Origin of the sequence: Halomonas sp. TD01, from assembly GCF_923868895.1 — a bacterium.
GTDB lineage: Bacteria > Pseudomonadota > Gammaproteobacteria > Pseudomonadales > Halomonadaceae > Vreelandella.
In genome coordinates this window covers 1031756-1050443 of sequence record NZ_OV350343.1, presented here as the reverse complement: position 1 = coordinate 1050443, position 18688 = coordinate 1031756, and the positions used below count along the sequence as shown (strand labels likewise).

General features: G+C 53.4%; 18 protein-coding genes. 6 read left to right on the top strand and 12 right to left on the bottom strand.

Features of this window, described 5'->3' with window-relative positions:
- The first annotated feature begins 131 nt into the window (after window positions 1-131).
- Window positions 132-1511 (top strand): MFS transporter, encoded by a 1380-nt coding sequence (locus L1X57_RS04990; protein WP_039869391.1) that lies wholly within the window; start codon window positions 132-134, stop codon window positions 1509-1511.
- A 177-nt stretch (window positions 1512-1688) separates the two neighbouring features.
- Complete coding sequence (locus tag L1X57_RS04985) at window positions 1689-2333, top strand: single-stranded DNA-binding protein (RefSeq protein ID WP_009723944.1); 645 nt, start codon at window positions 1689-1691, stop codon at window positions 2331-2333.
- Between the two features lie 126 nt (window positions 2334-2459).
- Here L1X57_RS04985 and L1X57_RS04980 read toward each other — a convergent pair whose 3' ends face one another.
- Complete coding sequence (locus L1X57_RS04980; RefSeq protein ID WP_009723943.1) at window positions 2460-2843, bottom strand: DUF4168 domain-containing protein; 384 nt, start codon at window positions 2841-2843, stop codon at window positions 2460-2462.
- Between the two features lie 271 nt (window positions 2844-3114).
- Between L1X57_RS04980 and L1X57_RS04975 the strand changes: the two genes are divergently transcribed.
- Together L1X57_RS04975 and L1X57_RS04970 are read left to right on the top strand one after the other, a co-directional pair.
- A complete protein-coding gene (locus L1X57_RS04975; protein ID WP_009723942.1) occupies window positions 3115-4005 on the top strand; it encodes a sugar nucleotide-binding protein in 891 nt (296 codons plus the stop codon).
- Window positions 4002-4742, top strand: a complete 741-nt coding sequence (locus L1X57_RS04970) for a lysophospholipid acyltransferase family protein (protein ID WP_009723941.1) — start codon at window positions 4002-4004, stop codon at window positions 4740-4742. The genes L1X57_RS04975 and L1X57_RS04970 overlap by 4 nt, the downstream gene beginning before the upstream one ends.
- A gap of 61 nt (window positions 4743-4803) precedes the next feature.
- On the opposite strand, the gene fabB is transcribed toward L1X57_RS04970, so the two are convergent.
- Window positions 4804-6021, bottom strand: a complete 1218-nt coding sequence (fabB, locus tag L1X57_RS04965) for a beta-ketoacyl-ACP synthase I (protein WP_009723940.1) — start codon at window positions 6019-6021, stop codon at window positions 4804-4806.
- A 12-nt stretch (window positions 6022-6033) separates the two neighbouring features.
- Window positions 6034-6549: a 3-hydroxyacyl-[acyl-carrier-protein] dehydratase FabA gene (fabA, locus tag L1X57_RS04960; protein ID WP_009723939.1), complete on the bottom strand. Its 516-nt coding sequence runs from the start codon at window positions 6547-6549 to the stop codon at window positions 6034-6036.
- A 274-nt stretch (window positions 6550-6823) separates the two neighbouring features.
- Here fabA and L1X57_RS04955 point away from each other — a divergent pair, with 274 nt between their 5' ends.
- Window positions 6824-8662: a putative bifunctional diguanylate cyclase/phosphodiesterase gene (locus tag L1X57_RS04955; RefSeq protein WP_009723938.1), complete on the top strand. Its 1839-nt coding sequence runs from the start codon at window positions 6824-6826 to the stop codon at window positions 8660-8662.
- Here the strand turns inward: L1X57_RS04955 and L1X57_RS04950 are convergent.
- From L1X57_RS04950 to L1X57_RS04910, 9 genes are all read right to left on the bottom strand, one after another.
- Window positions 8659-9177, bottom strand: a complete 519-nt coding sequence (locus L1X57_RS04950; protein WP_009723937.1) for a DUF2878 family protein — start codon at window positions 9175-9177, stop codon at window positions 8659-8661. The genes L1X57_RS04955 and L1X57_RS04950 overlap by 4 nt on opposite strands.
- Window positions 9178-10446 (bottom strand): SAM-dependent methyltransferase, encoded by a 1269-nt coding sequence (locus L1X57_RS04945; protein ID WP_009723936.1) that lies wholly within the window; start codon window positions 10444-10446, stop codon window positions 9178-9180.
- Complete coding sequence (locus L1X57_RS04940) at window positions 10443-11207, bottom strand: DUF1365 domain-containing protein (RefSeq protein ID WP_009723935.1); 765 nt, start codon at window positions 11205-11207, stop codon at window positions 10443-10445. The genes L1X57_RS04945 and L1X57_RS04940 overlap by 4 nt, the downstream gene beginning before the upstream one ends.
- Complete coding sequence (locus tag L1X57_RS04935; protein WP_009723934.1) at window positions 11204-12559, bottom strand: NAD(P)/FAD-dependent oxidoreductase; 1356 nt, start codon at window positions 12557-12559, stop codon at window positions 11204-11206. The genes L1X57_RS04940 and L1X57_RS04935 overlap by 4 nt, the downstream gene beginning before the upstream one ends.
- Window positions 12556-13341 carry an SDR family NAD(P)-dependent oxidoreductase gene (locus L1X57_RS04930; protein ID WP_009723933.1) on the bottom strand — a complete coding sequence of 262 codons (786 nt, stop codon included), beginning with the start codon at window positions 13339-13341 and terminating at the stop codon, window positions 12556-12558. The genes L1X57_RS04935 and L1X57_RS04930 overlap by 4 nt, the downstream gene beginning before the upstream one ends.
- A gap of 60 nt (window positions 13342-13401) precedes the next feature.
- Complete coding sequence (locus tag L1X57_RS04925) at window positions 13402-13833, bottom strand: nuclear transport factor 2 family protein (RefSeq protein ID WP_009723932.1); 432 nt, start codon at window positions 13831-13833, stop codon at window positions 13402-13404.
- A gap of 107 nt (window positions 13834-13940) precedes the next feature.
- Window positions 13941-15353 carry a deoxyribodipyrimidine photo-lyase gene (gene phrB, locus L1X57_RS04920; RefSeq protein WP_009723931.1) on the bottom strand — a complete coding sequence of 471 codons (1413 nt, stop codon included), beginning with the start codon at window positions 15351-15353 and terminating at the stop codon, window positions 13941-13943.
- A gap of 43 nt (window positions 15354-15396) precedes the next feature.
- On the bottom strand, window positions 15397-16317 hold the full coding sequence (locus L1X57_RS04915; RefSeq protein ID WP_186004654.1) for a MerR family transcriptional regulator: 921 nt from the start codon (window positions 16315-16317) through the stop codon (window positions 15397-15399).
- 219 nt (window positions 16318-16536) lie between these two features.
- Window positions 16537-17601 carry an NAD(P)/FAD-dependent oxidoreductase gene (locus L1X57_RS04910; protein WP_009723929.1) on the bottom strand — a complete coding sequence of 355 codons (1065 nt, stop codon included), beginning with the start codon at window positions 17599-17601 and terminating at the stop codon, window positions 16537-16539.
- 176 nt (window positions 17602-17777) lie between these two features.
- Between L1X57_RS04910 and L1X57_RS04905 the strand changes: the two genes are divergently transcribed.
- Complete coding sequence (locus L1X57_RS04905; RefSeq protein ID WP_009723928.1) at window positions 17778-18680, top strand: TIGR01777 family oxidoreductase; 903 nt, start codon at window positions 17778-17780, stop codon at window positions 18678-18680.
- The last annotated feature ends 8 nt before the right edge of the window (window positions 18681-18688 follow it).

The window sequence follows — 18688 nt, the reverse complement described above, 5'->3', positions numbered from 1 at the left end:
GCTGTACCCTTCCCGGCAAAACCCCATTATTGATATGGGGGCAGCGCTTGGCGTTTCCAGCGTGGATACAAAGCGCTAGAATGGACGGTTATCTCTGGCTGTTCAGCCTCTTTATTGACCACAAGGGTATTATGCGCAAGGTTTCCGCACTGCTGCTGGCCACTGAACGCCGTGCAATCAGCGGCTTAGCCGGGCTTTATGCGTCTCGTATGCTGGGGTTGTTTATGGTGCTGCCGGTGTTGGCGCTTTACGCTGACACCTTAAGCGGTGCTACCCCCCTGCTAATTGGTGTCGCACTGGGTATCTATGGGCTCACTCAGGCAACGTTACAGATACCCTTTGGCCTGCTGTCAGATCGTATTGGTCGTAAACGCGTCATTGCTATGGGCTTACTGATTTTCGCAGCAGGTAGCGTGGTCGCTGCCATGGCAGATTCCATTGGTGGGGTTATTTTGGGCCGTGCGTTGCAGGGCTGTGGGGCAGTTGCCGCAGCGATTATGGCGCTACTGGCAGACCAAACCCGTGAGCAGGTGCGCACGGCGGCAATGGCCACGATTGGGCTTTCTATAGGCGTGTCGTTTGCCATTGCCATGGTTCTTGGCCCTTGGCTGGCGGCCTGGGCAGGGCTGGCGGGGGTTTTCTGGTTTACCGCGCTGCTAACGCTTGTCGGTTTAGTCGTGCTGTGGCGGTGGGTGCCACCCGCGCCACGCCGTTTGCACCACCGCGATGTGGGAATGGATCGCCAGCAGTTTAAAAGCGTTATTACGCGGCCTGATTTATGGCGGTTAGACCTGTCAATTTTTTCGCTGCATTTGGTGCTAATGGCGATTTTTGTCGCTGTCCCGTTTCGGCTATTAAATGCAGGGGTCGCCATTGAGTATCACGGACTGGCTTACCTAGCGATTATGGCGCTGTCGTTTATTGCCATGGTGCCGTTGGTGATCGTGGCGGAGAAACGCCAGCGCATGAAATTAATGTGCCTGCTGGCAATCGGCGCCATCGTGATTAGTTTGAGCAGCCTTGGGCTGCCATTCTCCCAAGAGGGCTGGCTGTTCGCATGGCTATTTGTTTTTTTTACAGGATTTAACTTGCTCGAAGCCACGCTGCCATCAATGCTCAGTAAGTTGGCACCCGCGGGTGCCAAAGGCACTGCGATGGGCGTGTACTCTACCAGCCAATTTTTGGGCGCTTTTTTAGGGGGTACGCTGGGTGGTTTGTTGTCGAATATGTGGGGGCTCGACGCGGTGTTTATCGGCTGTGCAGGGCTGGCGCTGCTGTGGTGGCTGGCGATGTGGCGTATGCCGTCACCACCGCCTCTTTCCAGCGAAGTAGTGGCACTGCACGATACTCAGCCCGATGCATTAAATCTGTTGATGGAACATCTTGCTGATGTGGTGGGTGTAGAGGACGTGATGGTGGTGCCGGAAGAGCGTTTGATGTACCTAAAAGTGAATCGCAAAGAGCTCGACCAGGCAGCGCTGACGAGGTTGTTATCACCACCTAAGACTTAATACGTCAGGGGCGTTTCTGAGCCGGAACACAGCAAGCGTTCAAACACCTACGTTTAAATACATTATCGAAGCGTTAACACACATTCGCTGCATGGCATTCAGGCCTTGCAGCCGTATCAGTGATACCCTTGGCGGCACTGATATCGATATATGACCGATTATTGAAAGGAGCGACCTATGGCGCGCGGTATTAACAAAGTCATCTTGATTGGTAACCTGGGCCAAGACCCAGAAGTACGCTTTACGCCCTCGGGAACGGCGGTAGCCAACCTGAACTTGGCGACGTCTGACACCTGGATGGATCGTCAGAGCGGGCAGCGCCAAGAGCGTACCGAGTGGCACCGCATTGTGCTGTTTAATAAAACCGCCGAGATTGCCCAGCAGTACCTGAAAAAGGGTTCTAAGGTGTACATTGAGGGTCGTCTGCAAACTCGTAAATGGCAAGACCAAAACGGTCAGGATCGCTACAGCACCGAAATTGTCGCTAACGACATGCAGATGTTAGATAGCCGTGGCGGCGACTTCCAGGGTGGAGGAGCTCCCCAAGGGGGTTATGCGCAAAACAATCCTGCGCAAGGCGCCCCTGCCCAGCAGCAGCCTGCGCCACAGCAACCGGCCCCCCAAAACCATCAGGGCGGCGGTATGCCTCAGCAGGGTGGCTACCCTCCCCAAGGCGGTGCTCCACAGGGTAACTACGGCGGAGCGCCTCAGCCTGCTCGTGGACCACAACAAAACCAACCAGCCCCTGCCAATCAAAACAGCAATTATGGTGCTCCTGATCCTGGCAATTTCGATGATTTTGACGACGAAATTCCGTTCTAACCAACACCTTTTTAATTGGGCGGGTGACCACTAAAAGTCCCGTTTTAGGGCAGTGCTGCCGAGACGTGACACTAAGAGGTGGTGCATGATGCACCACCTCTTTGGCCACTTGAACGTGATAACGGTTTAGGAGCCAACCATTTCCTGCACACGCTGCATTAACTCAGGGTTTGCCTGAATGGCTTGGCCAATGATATTGAACGTATCTACGTCCAGACCATTATCTTCAACAGCATCAATCATTTTATCATTTGCTTCCGCTTGAATTGCCTGCTGAGCGGCTTCGTCTTCGGTTGAGTTTAACTGTTGGGTATATTCTTGTGACAACGTAACGACTTCTTCTGATGCGTTAGCGAATTGTTGAAGTTGTTGATTAGAAATTTCAATAGTGGGCACGGTAGCTTGAGTTGCTGCATTCGTCGCAGTTTCTTGTTGAGCGTTGGCGCTGGCGGATGCCATAAGACCTAGGCTTAACAAAGCGGCGGCAATAATAGTTGTCTTAGTTTTCATCGATAACTCCAATAGTAGATGTCAAGGTCGCTTAATCTGCGCACCCCCTGTGACGGCGGCAAAGATCTACCGTTCACTGTGAAATATGATCAAGTGTTAACTGGGGTTTGGGGTTGGACTGTACCGATGCCAGGGGGAATATATTTGTCCAATAAGGCTTATTGTCTTCTCCGCGGCATGTGCCGATTCGTCCGTTAACGTTTAGAATGGTCAGCTGGGGACGATCAAAATCGTAAGCGTGGCGACGACACGCCAAAGGAGAGAAGCCTTCGTGAAGTTGCTGATACTAGATGCAGGGCACTGTTTAAGCTTGGCGTTAGCCCAAGAAGCCAGTCGCCGAACGGATACTGAGCTTGTTATTGAGCAGGGTAGTACGATTACCTCAGCTCAGCTCCAGGCGATAACACCTGATGCGGTGATTATTCCGCCGTTGGCGCACCCACTTAGCATGGCACCTGCCGATGTAACGGCTCATGCCGATGCCGTTGATGCTTGTATGGATGCTTGCCAAGCACAGGGCATTGCGTTGGTGTGGTGTGTTTCAGACCAGCTTTACGAAGACGGTTTTGAGATCCCTATTGATGAACATGTGGTACCTGCCCCACGGGATGAGAGCCTGCGCCGCTTGGTGCAAGCGGGTGATCGTATCCGTGCTGAGTATCACCGGCACCTAATCGTTCGTTTGGGCCCCCTGTTTGCGCTGGAAGGCAGCCATGCGTGGCTAAACGAAATAATCGATAGTTTGATGATAGGGCAACCTGCGCGTGCCGCTGAAGATGTCATTTTTTGCCCTACGTCTGCCGATGCCGTCGCCATGGCGTTGATAGGCATGCTGCAGCAGCAAGTCTGTGGGGCCGATGCTTGGGGGGCTTACCACTTAGCGGGTACAGAGCCAGTTAGCGCGTTTACGTTTACCTCAATGGTGCGCACTCAGTTGGCAACCCATTTGGAAGGACGCGGTGAAAACGTGGCACTTGGCGATGTGCAAGCACTTAATCATCACCATGATGCCAAGCTACGGCGAGTATTAAATTGCCGGCGTGTGCTCGATGTGTTTGGTGTACATCAAAAGCCGTGGCGGTTGGAGGTAGGGCGTATGCTGGATGCTTGGTGTTTGACGCGGGAACAACAGCAGGGCGAAGGGACAGGAGAGTTGGCTTGATCAATCTGGTTCGCAGCTTGGTTTTTTACGCGGGGTATTTTTCGGCCATGCTGTTGATTGGCATGCTATTTTTGCCAATTGCGCCGTTCCTGCCGTTGGCTGCCCGTTATCGCTTGTTGAATCTCTATAACCATTTTTTGATGGTGTGGTTCAAAGTGGCGTGTGGCGTTCGTTATGACATTCAGGGGCGAGAAAATATTCCGGCTGGCCCCTGTGTAATTCAGGCAAACCACCAATGCGAGTGGGAAACGGTGTTTCTGCAGGTGATGAAGCCGCCAGTGTGCACGGTTCTAAAGCAAGAGTTACTGCGACTCCCTATTTTTGGTTGGGGGTTACGTCTGTTGCGGCCGATTAGTCTGGATCGCTCTAAGCCTGCCCGCGCTATGAAGCAGGTGTTGACGCAAGGCGTCGCGCGACTGGGAACTGGGCTTTCAGTGCTCATTTTTCCAGAGGGAACGCGTGTCGACCCGGGCATCCGTAAGCGCTACAACAAGAGTGGTAGCGTGGTGGCTTGCCGAGCAGGTGTGCCGGTGCTGCCAGTGGCGCACAATGCTGGTGAGCGCTGGCCTGGGCGTCATTGGGTAAAGCGCCCAGGTGTGCTAAGGGTTCGTATCGGTGCGCCTATAGAAACTGCAGGCCGTACACCTGACGAAGTGCTGGTAGATGTTGAAGCCTGGATTGAAGGGCAGTTGCAAGAGATTTCAGATGTGCCTCGGCCAACCTCTCGTTCAACATAAAAACGGCGCCTTAAGGCGCCGTTTTTACATCGTGTTGCGACGTACATCGCATTACCAGGAATCAGCCATCAAAGCGCTGAAAAACCAAACAAGCGTTAGTACCGCCAAACCCAAAGCTGTTGGAAAGCACCCGGTCGATGGTAACGCCGTCACGCCGTTCTCTAACGATGTCGAACCCATCCGCCTGCTCATCGAGTTGCTCGATATTAGCTGAGGCAGCGACGAAGTCGTGTTGCATCATTAGCAGTGAATAAATCGCCTCTTGAACGCCGGTTGCGCCTAACGAATGGCCGGTAAGCGACTTGGTTGAGCTCATGGCAGGTGTTGTATTGCCAAAGACCTCACGAATCGCCTTCAACTCTGCAACATCGCCCACTGGCGTAGACGTTCCGTGGGTGTTGATGTAATCAATATCGCCCTGAACCGTCGCCATGGCCTGACGCATGCAGCGCGTGGCACCTTCACCGGAAGGGGCAACCATATCGTGGCCGTCGGAGGTAGCACCATAGCCAACCAATTCGCCATATATCTTGGCACCACGAGCTTTAGCGTGCTCCAGTTCTTCAAGCACTAACATGCCGCCACCGCCAGCGATGACAAACCCATCGCGGGCCTGATCGTAGGGGCGAGAGGCCTTTTCTGGCGTATCGTTGTAATGCGTTGAAAGGGCTCCCATCGCATCGAATAAGCAAGACAGGGTCCAGTGCTCTTCTTCGCCACCACCGGCAAACACGACATCCTGTTTGCCTAGCTGGATTTGCTCCATCGCACTACCAATGCAGTGAGCAGAGGTTGCGCAGGCAGACGAGATAGAAAAGTTTACGCCTTTGATCTTGAACGGCGTTGCCAAGCATGCCGACACGGTGCTACCCATTGTGCGGGTAACTCGGTACGGCCCCACACGGCGTAGGCCTTTTTCGCGCATGACATCTGCTGCTTCTACCTGATTTGCACTGGATGCCCCGCCAGACCCGGCAATAAGCCCAGTCCGTTCGTTGGACACCTGCTCTTCAGAGAGCCCTGCATCTTCAATCGCTTGTGCCATAGACACATACGCATAAGCTGCAGCATCGCCCATAAATCGGCGAAGTTTGCGGTCAATGAGGGAATCAAGGTCGATGTCGACGCTACCCGCTACATGGCTACGGAAGCCGCGTTCGGCGTACTCTTCCTTAAAACGAATACCGCTGCGCCCGTTTTTGAGCGCGTCTAAGACCTGTTGCTGGTCGTTGCCTAAGCACGACACGATGCCAAGGCCGGTGACTACCACTCGTCGCATGGGAGCCTCCTGTCAGAAATTCGCAGTGGAGGTGAATAGGCCAACGCGCAGATCATTAGCCTGGTATATATCGCGTCCGTCGACGGACACAGTGCCGTCGGCGATGCCTAGAATAAGCCGACGGGTAATAATGCGCTTCACATTAATGTGATACGTCACTTTTTTCGCGTCGGGTAGAATTTGGCCGCTGAATTTAACGTCGCCACAGCCGAGTGCACGTCCACGCCCAGGGTGGCCAAGCCAACCCAGGTAGAAGCCCACAAGCTGCCACATGGCATCTAGCCCCAAACAGCCTGGCATGACTGGGTCTCCGGGGAAGTGGCAATCAAAAAACCACAGGTCCGGGGTGATGTCCAGTTCGGCGATTAGCTCGCCTTTGCCATGCTCACCACCTTCTTCGTGAATGTGCATGATGCGATCAAGCATCAGCATGTTGGGAGCCGGAAGCTGTGCGTTTCCGGGGCCAAATAGCTCGCCGCGCGAGCAGGCCAGCAGTTCTTCGCGATCAAAGGAATGTTGCTTGGTCACTGAATCGTTCCGAGTATCAAGATGGTAGTTGGGTCTAGTCTACTTCCCGAAACCTCTGAATGCACGTCGTCGGACACTTATCGTGTTTTTCTACAGCTTTTTACCTATGTGCCGATAACAATTGTTAGCACTCTGTTATTTCAAATGTGCGATTTTGCACAATAAACGCCCTATTGACGTAATATGGTGTATCCATGTTTTTTGTTAAGCGGCATGATGCCATATCTGTTAACCATGCCCTATTTGGCTCATTTATAGGACACACTAAACCGCCATGTGGCTGCCTGTTTCTCTTAATCGTCCGCTGGTGTGGATGGCGTTAATAGCGCTGCCTGCTTGTGTGTGGGTGCCTGACACGGCGCTACGTATGGTGTCGGCCAGTTTGGTTGCATTTGGCCTGTGGGATGCTTGGAACCAAATACGTCAACAAGCTCTGCGGCTACGTCTTTCGCAAGATGCAATAGGGTTGGCGAGCGACGCCATTGTTATCAGCGATGTGCATAATCGCGTCTTGACGGTTAATCCCGCGTTTACCCAAATCACCGGCTACGAAAGCCAGGAAATGATTGGCCGTAAGCTAGAGACGTTAGCGGCTCCGCGTCACGATAAAGCGTTTTATCAGACGTTTTGGAGCACGTTAAAGGCGACTGGCCGTTGGGAAGGCGAGATGTGGAATCGCCGCAAGCATGGTGATGAGTACCCCGAGTGGCTAAAGGTTCGTGCGGTTACTGACAAGCGCGGCAAAATCACTCATTTCATCAATCTATTTACTGATATCTCCTCCCAAAAAACGCGCGAGCGTGATTTGCGTCGCATTGGCTATGAAGACCCGCTAACGGGATTGCCAAATCGGCGACGCTTACACGATCTGATGTCCTCTCGGCTGCGCCATCTTCGTGCAGGTGAAAGTTTGGATATGGCGTTGATTGATATTGATGGGCTTAAATCGGTTAACGATAGCCTAGGGGTAGAGCAGGGTGACCGTTTGCTGGCGCGCTTTGCTCAACGGTTAACGGGTTATATGGCTGGCAGTGAAGTGGGCAGACTCGGTGGCGATGAATTCATGGTGATTCGCACGACCACCTTCGACGATCATGATAGATGGGTGGCGACCCTTCGTGAGCACATGAGCCGTCCATTCGAAATAAAAGATCAATCGCTACGCTTGGGGTTAACGATTGGTAGCAGCCGTGCCCCAGAAGATGGAAATGAATCCGGCGTGCTTTTTCAGCGGCTGGAATCTGCCTTATATAGCGCTAAGCGCTTAGGGCGTAACCACAGCCAGCGGTTTCGCCCCGCGCTGGATAAACAAGATAACCCCCAGCTCGCCCTGGTGAGCGATTTGCGGGCAGCATTGATATCCGGTGACCAGCTTGAGCTGCACTACCAAACGCAGCATCATCCGGGGACTGGTGATTTGGTGGGCATGGAAGCGTTGCTGCGCTGGCGCCACCCTCAGGACGGTATGATTTCGCCGGGCGATTTTATTCCGCTAGCTGAACGTCATGGACTGATGTCCGAACTCGGTAGCTGGGTCATCGAAAAAGCCTGTGCCCAACAGGCTCATTGGCAGTACAGCGGTATGCCAAAAGTGGCTGTGTGGATCAATATTTCCGCGCTGCAGCTTTTTCAGGGAGACCTCGAAACTCAGCTGTCTAGTTGTTTAGAACGTTACCAGCTAAAGCCATCTCAAATTGGCCTAGAATTGACGGAATCTGTTTTGCTGGACGAGCGAGCCGGAGATATGGGACCACGCCTGCAGGCGCTGCGTAACCAAGGCTATGCGATTGCAATCGATGATTTTGGTACGGGCTATTCCTCGCTTGGTTATTTGAAGCGTTTGCCGGTGGATAAAATTAAGTTAGATCGTGCATTTATTCGCGAGCTGCCTCACGACCAAGCAGATGCGGCTATTGTAACGGCTGTGCTGGCGATGGCAGAGGGTATGGGGCTGGAGGTGGTAGCCGAAGGCGTAGAAACGCAAGCGCAATGTCAGTTTCTGATTGATGCTGGCTGCACGCTAGTGCAGGGGTTCTATTTTGCTAGACCGTTACCTGCTGATGAGCTTGAACAACGTTGGGCGCCGCAAATATTGGCTGAAGAAGTGTCCTAGCGAACGCCAGAAACAGTGGTCTTGTGGTTGACGTAACGACTGATGCCAAAACATAGCACTGCCCAAATAAGGGCCTGTGCAGGCAGTAGCCAGGGAGCCAAACTAACGCCGGTGAGCGTAGCACCGCCAACATAGGACAGCGGCCCGCTGACCGCACCGCAAACCGCCGCAATAACTGGATATCGCCACAGCCAGGCAAGCGAGTGGAATACCAGCGTGGCAAACAGAGGCCAAAGCATCCAAAGCCACAGCGGCAGCAAACCAGCCACCAAGGCCTGTTCACCGAAGTCGAAACCTCCCGCCATATGAAGGCCGCCATCCAGTGCCAACCCGAGTAGCGCTAACACACCAATAAAGCGCCATTCGCCGGGCTTAGCGCAGCGCCAAAAATGCCAGCCGAGCAGTACACTCCCTGTCATAGCAGCCACCCACGAGCCGCCCAGGACGCACAGCAACCAGCCTGCTTCGAAGCGTAGTGCATTGAACAGCAAACTTTGCCAGCGTGGGCTAGCCATTTATAGTGCGCCCGTTAACGGTTCGGGTTTTGCGGCTGGTTTCGCCAACAATAAGTGGCACGTACCAATAGAGCGCTCAATAAAGCCGCCTTCGCAGTAGCACAAATAGTAACGCCACATGCGAATAAACCGCTCGTCGTAACCCTGCTGCCTTATCTGCTCGAGGCTGGCTTCAAAGCGGTGCCGCCACTCGCGTAAGGTGCGTGCGTAGTGCTGGCCAATTTCGTCAAGCGCTACCACGTTCAGTGACGTTTTGCGCATGACGCTGGTTAGCATGGCGTGATGAGAAGGCAAAAAACCGCCCGGGAAAATATAACGTTTAATAAAGTCCATATCCCGTTTAGCTTCTTCAAACCGTTGGTCACGGATAGTGATGGCTTGCAGCATAGCCTGCCCATCATCAGTGAGCAGGCTGTCGACCTTTTTAAGGTAGGTGTTCAAATACTGATGGCCGACGGCTTCAATCATCTCAACCGAAATCAGTCGATCATAGCGGCCGGTTAGCTCGCGATAATCCTGCTTTAGCAGGTTGATTCTATCGCCGAGCCCCTCTTCTTGAATGCGGCGGGCGGTGTGCGCGTACTGCTCTTCAGAAATAGTAGTGGTGGTGACACGACAGCCACGGGTTTTAGCGGCGTGTATCGCAAGCCCACCCCAGCCGGTACCAATTTCCAGCAGGTGGTGTTCTGGCCGCACATCTAGCTTTTCGAGCATGATGTCGAGTTTATAGGTAGACGCTTCTTCTAGACTGGCTTCCGGATAGGGGAAAACAGCGCTGGAGTACATCCAGTGGCGTTGATCAAGAAATGTAGCAAACAGGTCATTGCCAATATCGTAGTGCGCGGAGATATTGCGCTTTGAACCGGAAAGGCTGTTACGTTGGAAACGATAGGCAGCGCCAAGTAACCAACGGGTAAAGCGGGCACTCCCGTTCTCCATGTTACCGTTTACGTGGTCAAGATTGGACGCAAACAAACGCACCAGAGCCACTAAGTCATCAGCGTCCCAGTCGCCATCCATATAGGATTCAGCCGCGCCCACTGTGCCGCCAAACGCGAGCCTTTTCCAGGCACGGGAGTGACGAATCACGACGCTCACTTGAAGCGCACCTTCCTGGCCGAGATGATGGCACTGATCGCCTTCAATTAAGGTAATACGACCACCCTGAAAGGCATCTAACTGAGCCATCAGGCGTGGTTTTAACCAGCGGGTGAAACGATCCTGGTTAACCGGTTGTATTTCAGGGGGTGTAGAACGCAGGGTCGTCATTTTGAAGTCTCCTTGCGCTTAGGGTGGTTATAAACGGGGTTACGCTTAAGCCAAAGCCGAAACGCTTCAAAATGAATTCCCGCGACTGTTTTCAGACTCATCCAGGGCTGGCGTGCCAGCGTCGCTAGCAGAACGCCGCGTGTCGCTGGGGCAGCCTCAAGCGTCAGTGTGGCGTCGAAATGGCGCTGCCCGCTCTGCCAGTTTTCCATGTGAAGATAGAGCTGATCGCCGGGTGAGTTGAATTTCCAGCGATAAGTCATTTCCATGGGGTTAAAAGGCGACACATGCATGGCCTTATCAAAGCTTGCATGATGGCTGTGGCGAGCCGTATCGACCTGGCAGGCATAGCAGGTACGCTCCTTCCAGGGCATATTGGTGACTTCACCAACGACAGCCGCCAGCCTGCCTAAATGGTCATAGGCGTAGTACATCGAAACAGGATTGAAGACGGTGCCAAAGGTGCGTAACTGGGTCAGTACGTAAATCTTGCCATTGGGGGCGCTGCCCAACTGACGAATTAGTTCCTCGCGTACCGCTGTACGTAATGGCTTATCGGTAGGGCTGAGATAATCTTCGCGACGAAAGCGTGCTAGTGCCGGTCTTCGGGCGCTAAAGCCAGGCACGTTGTCAAATAGTGTCGGCAACTCATCCAGGTCGAGCCACGCCATCCATACGCGGTAACTAAAGGCGTGCTCTTTAGGTGTGAAGCGACGATGACGCAAAGTACCGCGGTAAATACGCGAGCGAGGCGCGACAATCATCCAAGCCCCTCCCCAACGCTGTTGGTAGGCATAAGGTCATGGGCCGGTAGCGCCGTAGGCGTTGTTGGTGGCGCGGCTGCCTCATCACAACCTAGTGCTTGAGCAACCCGTAGCGCGCTCCATACTCCATCTTCGTGAAAGCCATTGCGCCAATAAGCGCCGCAGAAGTGGGTGCGCCGAGCAACCGAGGATATCTCGTCATGGCGCATTTGCGCAGCCTGCCCTTCCAAGGTGAACTGGGGATGGGCATAGGTATAACGTCCGAGCACCTTCGCGGGGTCAATGCTGTTTGAGTCGTTAAGCGTGACGCAAAAGGTAGTGTCAGCCTCTTCCAATCGCTGCAGAATATTCATGTTGTAGGTAACAGACACCCGCTCGTCTGCTCCTCTGCCATCTAAACGGTAGTTCCAGCTAGCCCAGGCGCGCTGCCGCCGAGGCAGCAGCGATGTGTCGGTATGCAGCACTACTTCGTTATCTTGATAAGGCATGGCAGCAAGAATGTCTTGCTCAGCGGGTGTCGGGTCGCCGAGCATCGCTAATGCCTGATCGGCGTGGCAGGCCAGCACGACATGATCAAATCGTTGCGTACCCAGAGCGGTCGTGACCATCACGCCTGTAGCGTTTCGCTCAATGCGCGTCACGGGAGTATTCAAGTGAATGCGCGCCGCGTAAGGCGCTGTCATGCTGGGAATGTAGCGTTTCGAACCGCCGACTAAGGTATGCCATTGAGGGCGGTGGTTAACCGACAGCAAGCCATGATTGCGGAAAAAGCGGACGAAGAATGTCAGCGGAAAGGCGCGTAGGTCGCCAATGCTCGCTGACCAAATGGCTGCTCCCATGGGCAGCAGGTAACGTCGCTGAAAAGCTTCACCATAGCCATGTTGGTCAAGGTATTCGCCTAGCGTCATGTTGCTGGGAAGGCGCTTGCACTCTAGGTCAGCCGTTGCTTGTTTGTTAAAGCGCAAGATGTCGCGTAAAAGACGATAAAAAGCGGGGCTGAGCAAATTGCGCCGCTGGGCAAACAGAGAACCTAGCGTATGGCCGTTATATTCAAAATCAATATTGGTTTCATGCACCGAAAAACTCATTTCGGTGGCCTGGCTAGGCACTTCAAGTGTTTCTAGTAAGCGCTGGAAATGGGGATAGGTCCAATCATTGAAAACAATAAAGCCTGTGTCGATAGCGTAAGACTCCCCCCCGACCTCTACGTCCATCGTAGCCGTATGCCCGCCAAGACGATCGTCTGCTTCAAAAAGCGTTACTTCATGCCGGGAGGATAAGTACCAACCCGCTGCCATGCCGCTAATGCCACTGCCAATAATTGCGATGCGCTGTGAAGCCATGCCACTCATTGTTGCTCCTCTTGACGTCTTGTCATGCGTAGGCCGATATGACGACGCAGCGCAGGCGGTAAAATTCCTAAAAATTTCACGAGATAGGTGAAGCGACGCGGAAAGTGGATATCCAGCCTTCCTTTAAAAAGACCGGCAATGATGGCATCGGCGGCTTGGTCTGCGGTGACTTGCATGGGCATTGGGAAATCGTTGCGATCGGTCAGGGGTGTTTTAACAAACCCCGGATGGATCAAGCTGACATCAATGCCCTCTTGGTCGAGGTCGAGGCGTAATGATTCCAGAAAGTAGCTGATAGCCACTTTTGAGGCACCGTAGGCTTCGGCTCGGGGCAGCGGCAAATAAGCAGAAGCACTGGAGGTGGCGGCAAGGCACGCAGGTTTGCCCTCTTTACGGGCAGCTCGTAATAGTGGCAGTGCTGCTTCCACGCCATACAGGGTGCCAAACAAGTTAGGTGTAAAAACCCGCTCAATAAGCGCCATATCAAAGTGCTGGGCATCGAGATATTCGCAGGTGCCTGCATTGAATAAGGCAATATCCAGTGCGCCCAACCATGTACTGATTTGCTCGCCAGCCGCAATCACTGCCTGGCGATCGCTGATATCAAGAGGGAGTGAATAAGCATTGGAATGGCCGGCGCACAAAACATCGAGTGCCTCTTGGTTACGGGCACTGAGCACGACATGATGACCTTGGGTGATGAGTTTTTTGGCAAGCGCTTCACCAATGCCTGACGTTGCACCCGTAAGCCAAATGCGCTGGGGCGTTTTCCATGTGCTCATCATGTTCTCCTGTGGCGGCCTGTTAGCATGCAACCTGCATGTGAATAAACGGGTCAGATCTCAGCTAATGCGCTGTTTCAACCAACGTATGACGCGTCCCATTATTGGCAAGTGTTCGTATAACATGGCCCCTGCATCGAAATAGTCGCGGTGCTTTGAAACCCGGCCATCTTCTTCAAACGTTAGCGCACTGCACCCCGCGACACGGATGGGTTTGCCATGGGCCAAACGTGGATGAATAAATTCCATTGTCCACGTTACAAATGCTTGATTAGCCAACTGTTGTTGCGTGTGATAAGTAAATTGGCAACGTTCAACGTTCTCGTACATGGTGTCGAAATAGCGCTCTAGCGCCGCGCGCCCTTCAATGTGGTGTAGCGGATCGTTGAAGACAACTTCCTCAGTATATACCTCGTATAGTTTTTCTGTACAGGTATTGTCTAGTTTATTAAAAAAGGCGCAAAAATTCGCCAAAGCTTGGTCGTTAGGCATCATGCGGTCCTGTAATGGTTAAGAAAAATAAGAAAGCGATGAGGCGAGGAGGAGGCAATAGATCGATTTGCATCGCCTCAGCATAGGCGATGCAAAAGAGAGGGCTGTTATTTAGAGAGCGCTTTAAAAGCATCCAGGGCGCGCTGGCGCGCTGCTTTATGATCAACGATGGGGGCTGGGTAGTCCGTCGAGTTCAGCATGTCCTGGGGCGGTGCATGGCGAGCTTTTGCAGGCAGTGGTTTTAGTGCGGGCAGCCACTGGGCAATGAATTCGCCATCTGGATCAAAGCGCGTTGACTGGGTAGTGGGGTTAAAAATACGAAAATAGGGCGCTGCATCCGTGCCGGTTGATGCCGCCCACTGCCAACCGCCGTTATTTGCGCAAAACTCACCGTCGATTAAATGGCGCATAAAAAACGCCTCACCACGCCGCCAGTCAATCAGCAGATGCTTACTTAAAAACATGGCAGTAATCATGCGCAGGCGGTTGTGCATCCAGCCGGTTGACACCAACTGGCGCATGGCCGCATCGACGATCGGATAGCCGGTGCGGCCTTCACACCATGCTTGGAAGCCTTCGTCGTCGTCACGCCAGTTGAGCTGCTTGGTATGTTCTTGAAAAGGTTGGTAGCGGCAGACCTTGGGAAAGCCTACCGCTACGTGCTGATAAAATTCACGCCAAATAAGCTCATTCACCCAGGTGGTCAGTCCTGCATCACCATCGGCCAGGTGGCCACCATTTTCGCTCATCACTGCTTGAAGGCATTGACGATAGGAGATCATGCCTAGCGCTAGGTAGGGCGAAAGTTCGCTGGTGCCGCGCACCTTCGGGAAGTCTCGCTGCTGCTTGTAGTGCCGTCCACGAAAACGTAAAAAACGTTCGAGGTTGTCACTAGCAGCGTCTTCCCCAGCAGGCCACAGGCGTTCATCAACCAGTTCGCTATCAAGAGATGGAAGCGCGGGGAGTGGGTCGCTTTCGACTTCTAGCGGGGCTTGCACGCCTGGGGTGTCTCGTAAGGCAAGCTGCTCGGTCGTGACCTGTTTATGCCAAGCTTTCGAAAACGGTGTAAAGACGCCGTAATAATCGCCTTTTCCGGTCAACAAGCTGCCGGGGGCGAAGGCAACTGCGTCATGGTGGCCCTGGGCGGTTATCCCTTCTCGTTTAAAAGCATTGAGTACGGACTGATCGCGATGTTGCTCGTTCAGCGCATATTCATAGTTAAAGTGGAGCTGGGTAATCTGGTGCTCAAGGGCGATATCAAGCAATACCTGAGCCGCTTCATCATAGTGATCAATATCGCGGTGCAAAAGTGGAATATTCAGCCCGTTTAGCGACGTTTTAATCGCGGCAACGCCTCGTGCCCAGAAATCGAGCTTGGTAGCCCCGTGCCCATGATCTTGCCACTGAGCCACACTGCGCAAAAATACGGCCAAGACGGGGCCTTTGGCAGCCGCGGCGGCAAGCGCGGAGTTATCGTGAATGCGTAAGTCGCTACGCAGCCAAACGAGCTGCAAATTCATGCGATGTCCTTACCAGCGGTAATGTTAAATGGCACCCGATATTTCAGAGAATTCCCGATTCGCGTAGCAGAGGGCGAAGTCGTGCAATGGCTTGGGGTAGGTCGTCGCCTAACATATGCACAGGGCCGTCACGTAGCTCATTTTCTCTTAATCGTGCCACTTCACCACAGACCCCAATAGGGACATTTAACGCTTCTGCTGCCTGGGGAAGTGCGCGACCAATATAGTCGTCGCTTTCCCGCTGGCCGCTGGAAAGCAATACCATCGACGAGTGCAGTCGGGATACGGCCTGAGGAAGGTCCTCCAGCGCCAACGAACGGTCAAACATTTGTACGCGGTAGCCTTGCTCGCTGGCCATAAGTGCACACATCAACACCCACAGCGGGCCGGGGTCATCAGGCATCGCACTTAACAGGATTAACGGGCCGCGCGTTGCTTGGTTGGCATAGTGTAGGCGAATGCCTACCTGGCTACGCAGGAAGGCTTCGAAGGTACGGCGCACAAGGTCATCAGGCTGATCTGCCCATTTGGCTTCCAGCGTTAGAATAACGGGCTGCCAGAGCTCGTTAATCGCGACGCTTAGTGGATATAGCGCCAGACTCTGGTGGTACAGTGCTTCCAGTTTGGGGAGGTCAACCGCTTCTATAGTGGCCTGCAGTAACTGCTGCTGACTTGACCAGTCGCCAGCATTCGGTGATGGTGTTTCCACCGTTTCAGGTTGGTCAATTAAATCAGCTACTTGGCTAACCGGAACGCCGCGGTTCAGCCATTGCAAAATGCGCTCAATGCGAGTGATATCGTCTTGCGCGTATAAACGATGACCTTTTGGGGTGCGCTGTGGACGAATTAAACCGTAGCGACGCTCCCAGGCACGAAGAGTGACCGAGTTCACACCCGTTAAACGGGAAACTTCCCTAATCGGATAAAGCGGGGTATCGGGTGGGTGGGTCGCCTTGATGCTCATGGGCGCCATTGCCTCTTGGTTGCCTGCAAATAAGAGTGCAGGGATCTGTCAATAATTGTCGTGGCGGAGCTTCAACGCCTGACAGGCGTTTTGCCACATAATCGGGTCATCATTAATCGTCTAGATAGCTTTGCGCTATTATAGCCACCTTTGTACAACTTGTGGCTTCTGGGTACAACCTTTCCAATATGTTCGAAAAGTGAAGATTTCTTTCTTTTTTTAGACCGACCGGCCTAATAAGGCCTTGCCTAGCTCATCACCTGACAGCCAAGCATCTTCGACACGACTACCTTTGAAGCTGTCGCCGCAGAGTGCTAACCCACTCGTGCTGTATAAGTACGCCTGTTGACCTGCCTGCGCTGGTTGCGCATAGCGCCAGCGGTGCGCACCGAGTTCAATGACGTTCGGAAGCTTTGTGTTATTGGGCAGCAGCGACACAAATGCTTCCAGCAACTGTTGGGCAACGCTTTCGCCGTCACTCTCAATATGTAGGTCGCTCCAGTCCAGTTGAGCAAGCAAACTAATACTTTCTGGCTGATGTTCACGTCCAGGCTTAGTGTGATTGCGTGACGCTAGACGAAGCACTGAATGTTGTGTGTGAACGGTGTGCCACGCTGGCGCCACCTGCGTTATTGGCGGTAGCGGTTTCTCGAAAATAACCCAACCTGCCCAACATCCTCGTTGAGGCTTTGCTTCACAGGCAGCTGACAGTGTTGGCTCCCACTCTGCTAATAATGCTTTAGCCTGGGGCGGCGGGGCGCTGATAACTACCACATCGAAAGGCCCGTGTATTGATCCGTTGGTATCGTGAAGCTGCCAGCCAGCCGCCGTTTTATCAAACGCCGTAATGTGGGTTTCAAGCGTAATGGCGGCATTGGGTAGGGCGTTAAGCGTGTCGGCTAGATGACGGGTTACTGCACTCATGCGTGGCGCGCCGGTGTAACGCAACTGATCGTCATTGTGTGTTTGCCAGCCGGATGCGCTAGCCTGATAACGAGACGTTGGCCAAATAGCAACACAGCCAGCGGTTTGCCACTCGGCTACTTTATTAGCGAATCGTTCATTGCGCACGGTAAATGCCTGCGCGCCTAGGTCCAGTGCCGCTGATGGGCGTCGCTTGCTTGACATGCGGCCACCGGGGCCACGCGCTTTATCAAATAGCGCCACCTTAACTCCCTGACTGGCAAGCTGATGTCCGCAGGCAAGGCCAGACAGACCAGCGCCGATAATTGCCACTGAGTGGGCGTCAGAAAGTGTTGAAGACACAGGCAATTGTTCAGGCATAGGAGCTCGCGACGGCTAATTAAATGTGTAATGATCAATGTGTAGCGTTTGTGTATAGATATCGTACAATAAAATACGATGCAACGATCATTTAAATCGCTGCTAATCCCAGCTTTGCAGTTCAGCGTCTATGTGGGCATACGCTACCCACCTTATCAGGCCATAGGAGTGACACCATGCGGGTATTAATCACCGGAGGTAGCGGCTTTGTTGGTCAGCGACTCTGCCAACAACTCCTCACTCAAGGGCACGAGGTGCAGGTGGTTTCCCGAGCGCCGCACCAAGTGCGTGGCCGGTTGCCGAAAGCCTGCGATATTCGTGATAGCGCCCAGGCATTTATGGATACCCCCCCCGAGGTGTTGGTGAACCTTGCTGGTGAGTCGATTGCTGCAAAGCGCTGGAGTGATAGCCAAAAAGAGACGCTGATTCGCTCTCGAATCGACAGCACCCAGCAATTGATAACGCTTTGTGAGCAGCTCGAAGCCAATGGGCAAGCGTTACCCAAAGTGATGATCAGTGGCTCCGCTATGGGGTATTACGGTAATCAAGGCAATACGGTGGTGGATGAAACAACGTCGCCTAACGATGAGTTTGCTCATCGGCTTTGTGCTCAGTGGGAAGCGGCCGCCAAGGCGATTGAAGCGATGGGCGTTCGTTTAGCGATACTGCGTATAGGTTTGGTGCTTGAGGCGGGTGGCGGCACGCTGCAGAAGATGCTGCCGCCGTTTAAACTTGGGCTAGGGGGACGTTTTGGCAGTGGCGAACAGTTTATGCCCTGGATCCATCGCGATGATCTCGTGGCAGCGATTATGTTTTTGATGGACGAGTCGACGCTTTCAGGTGTGTTTAATGGCAGTGCTCCGCATCCGGTGACGAATGCTGAGTTTACGAAAACGTTGGCTAAGCAGCTTCACCGACCAGCGGTTTTCCCGGTGCCCGCTTTCGTACTAAAAGCGGGCTTCGGAGAAATGTCACAATTATTGCTGACGGGGGCCGATATGCGCCCTGCACGCCTGATAGAGGCCGGGTTCACCTTTCAGTACCCGACGCTCGATAAGGCGTTAGAGGCCATTCTCTAGCTTTTCAG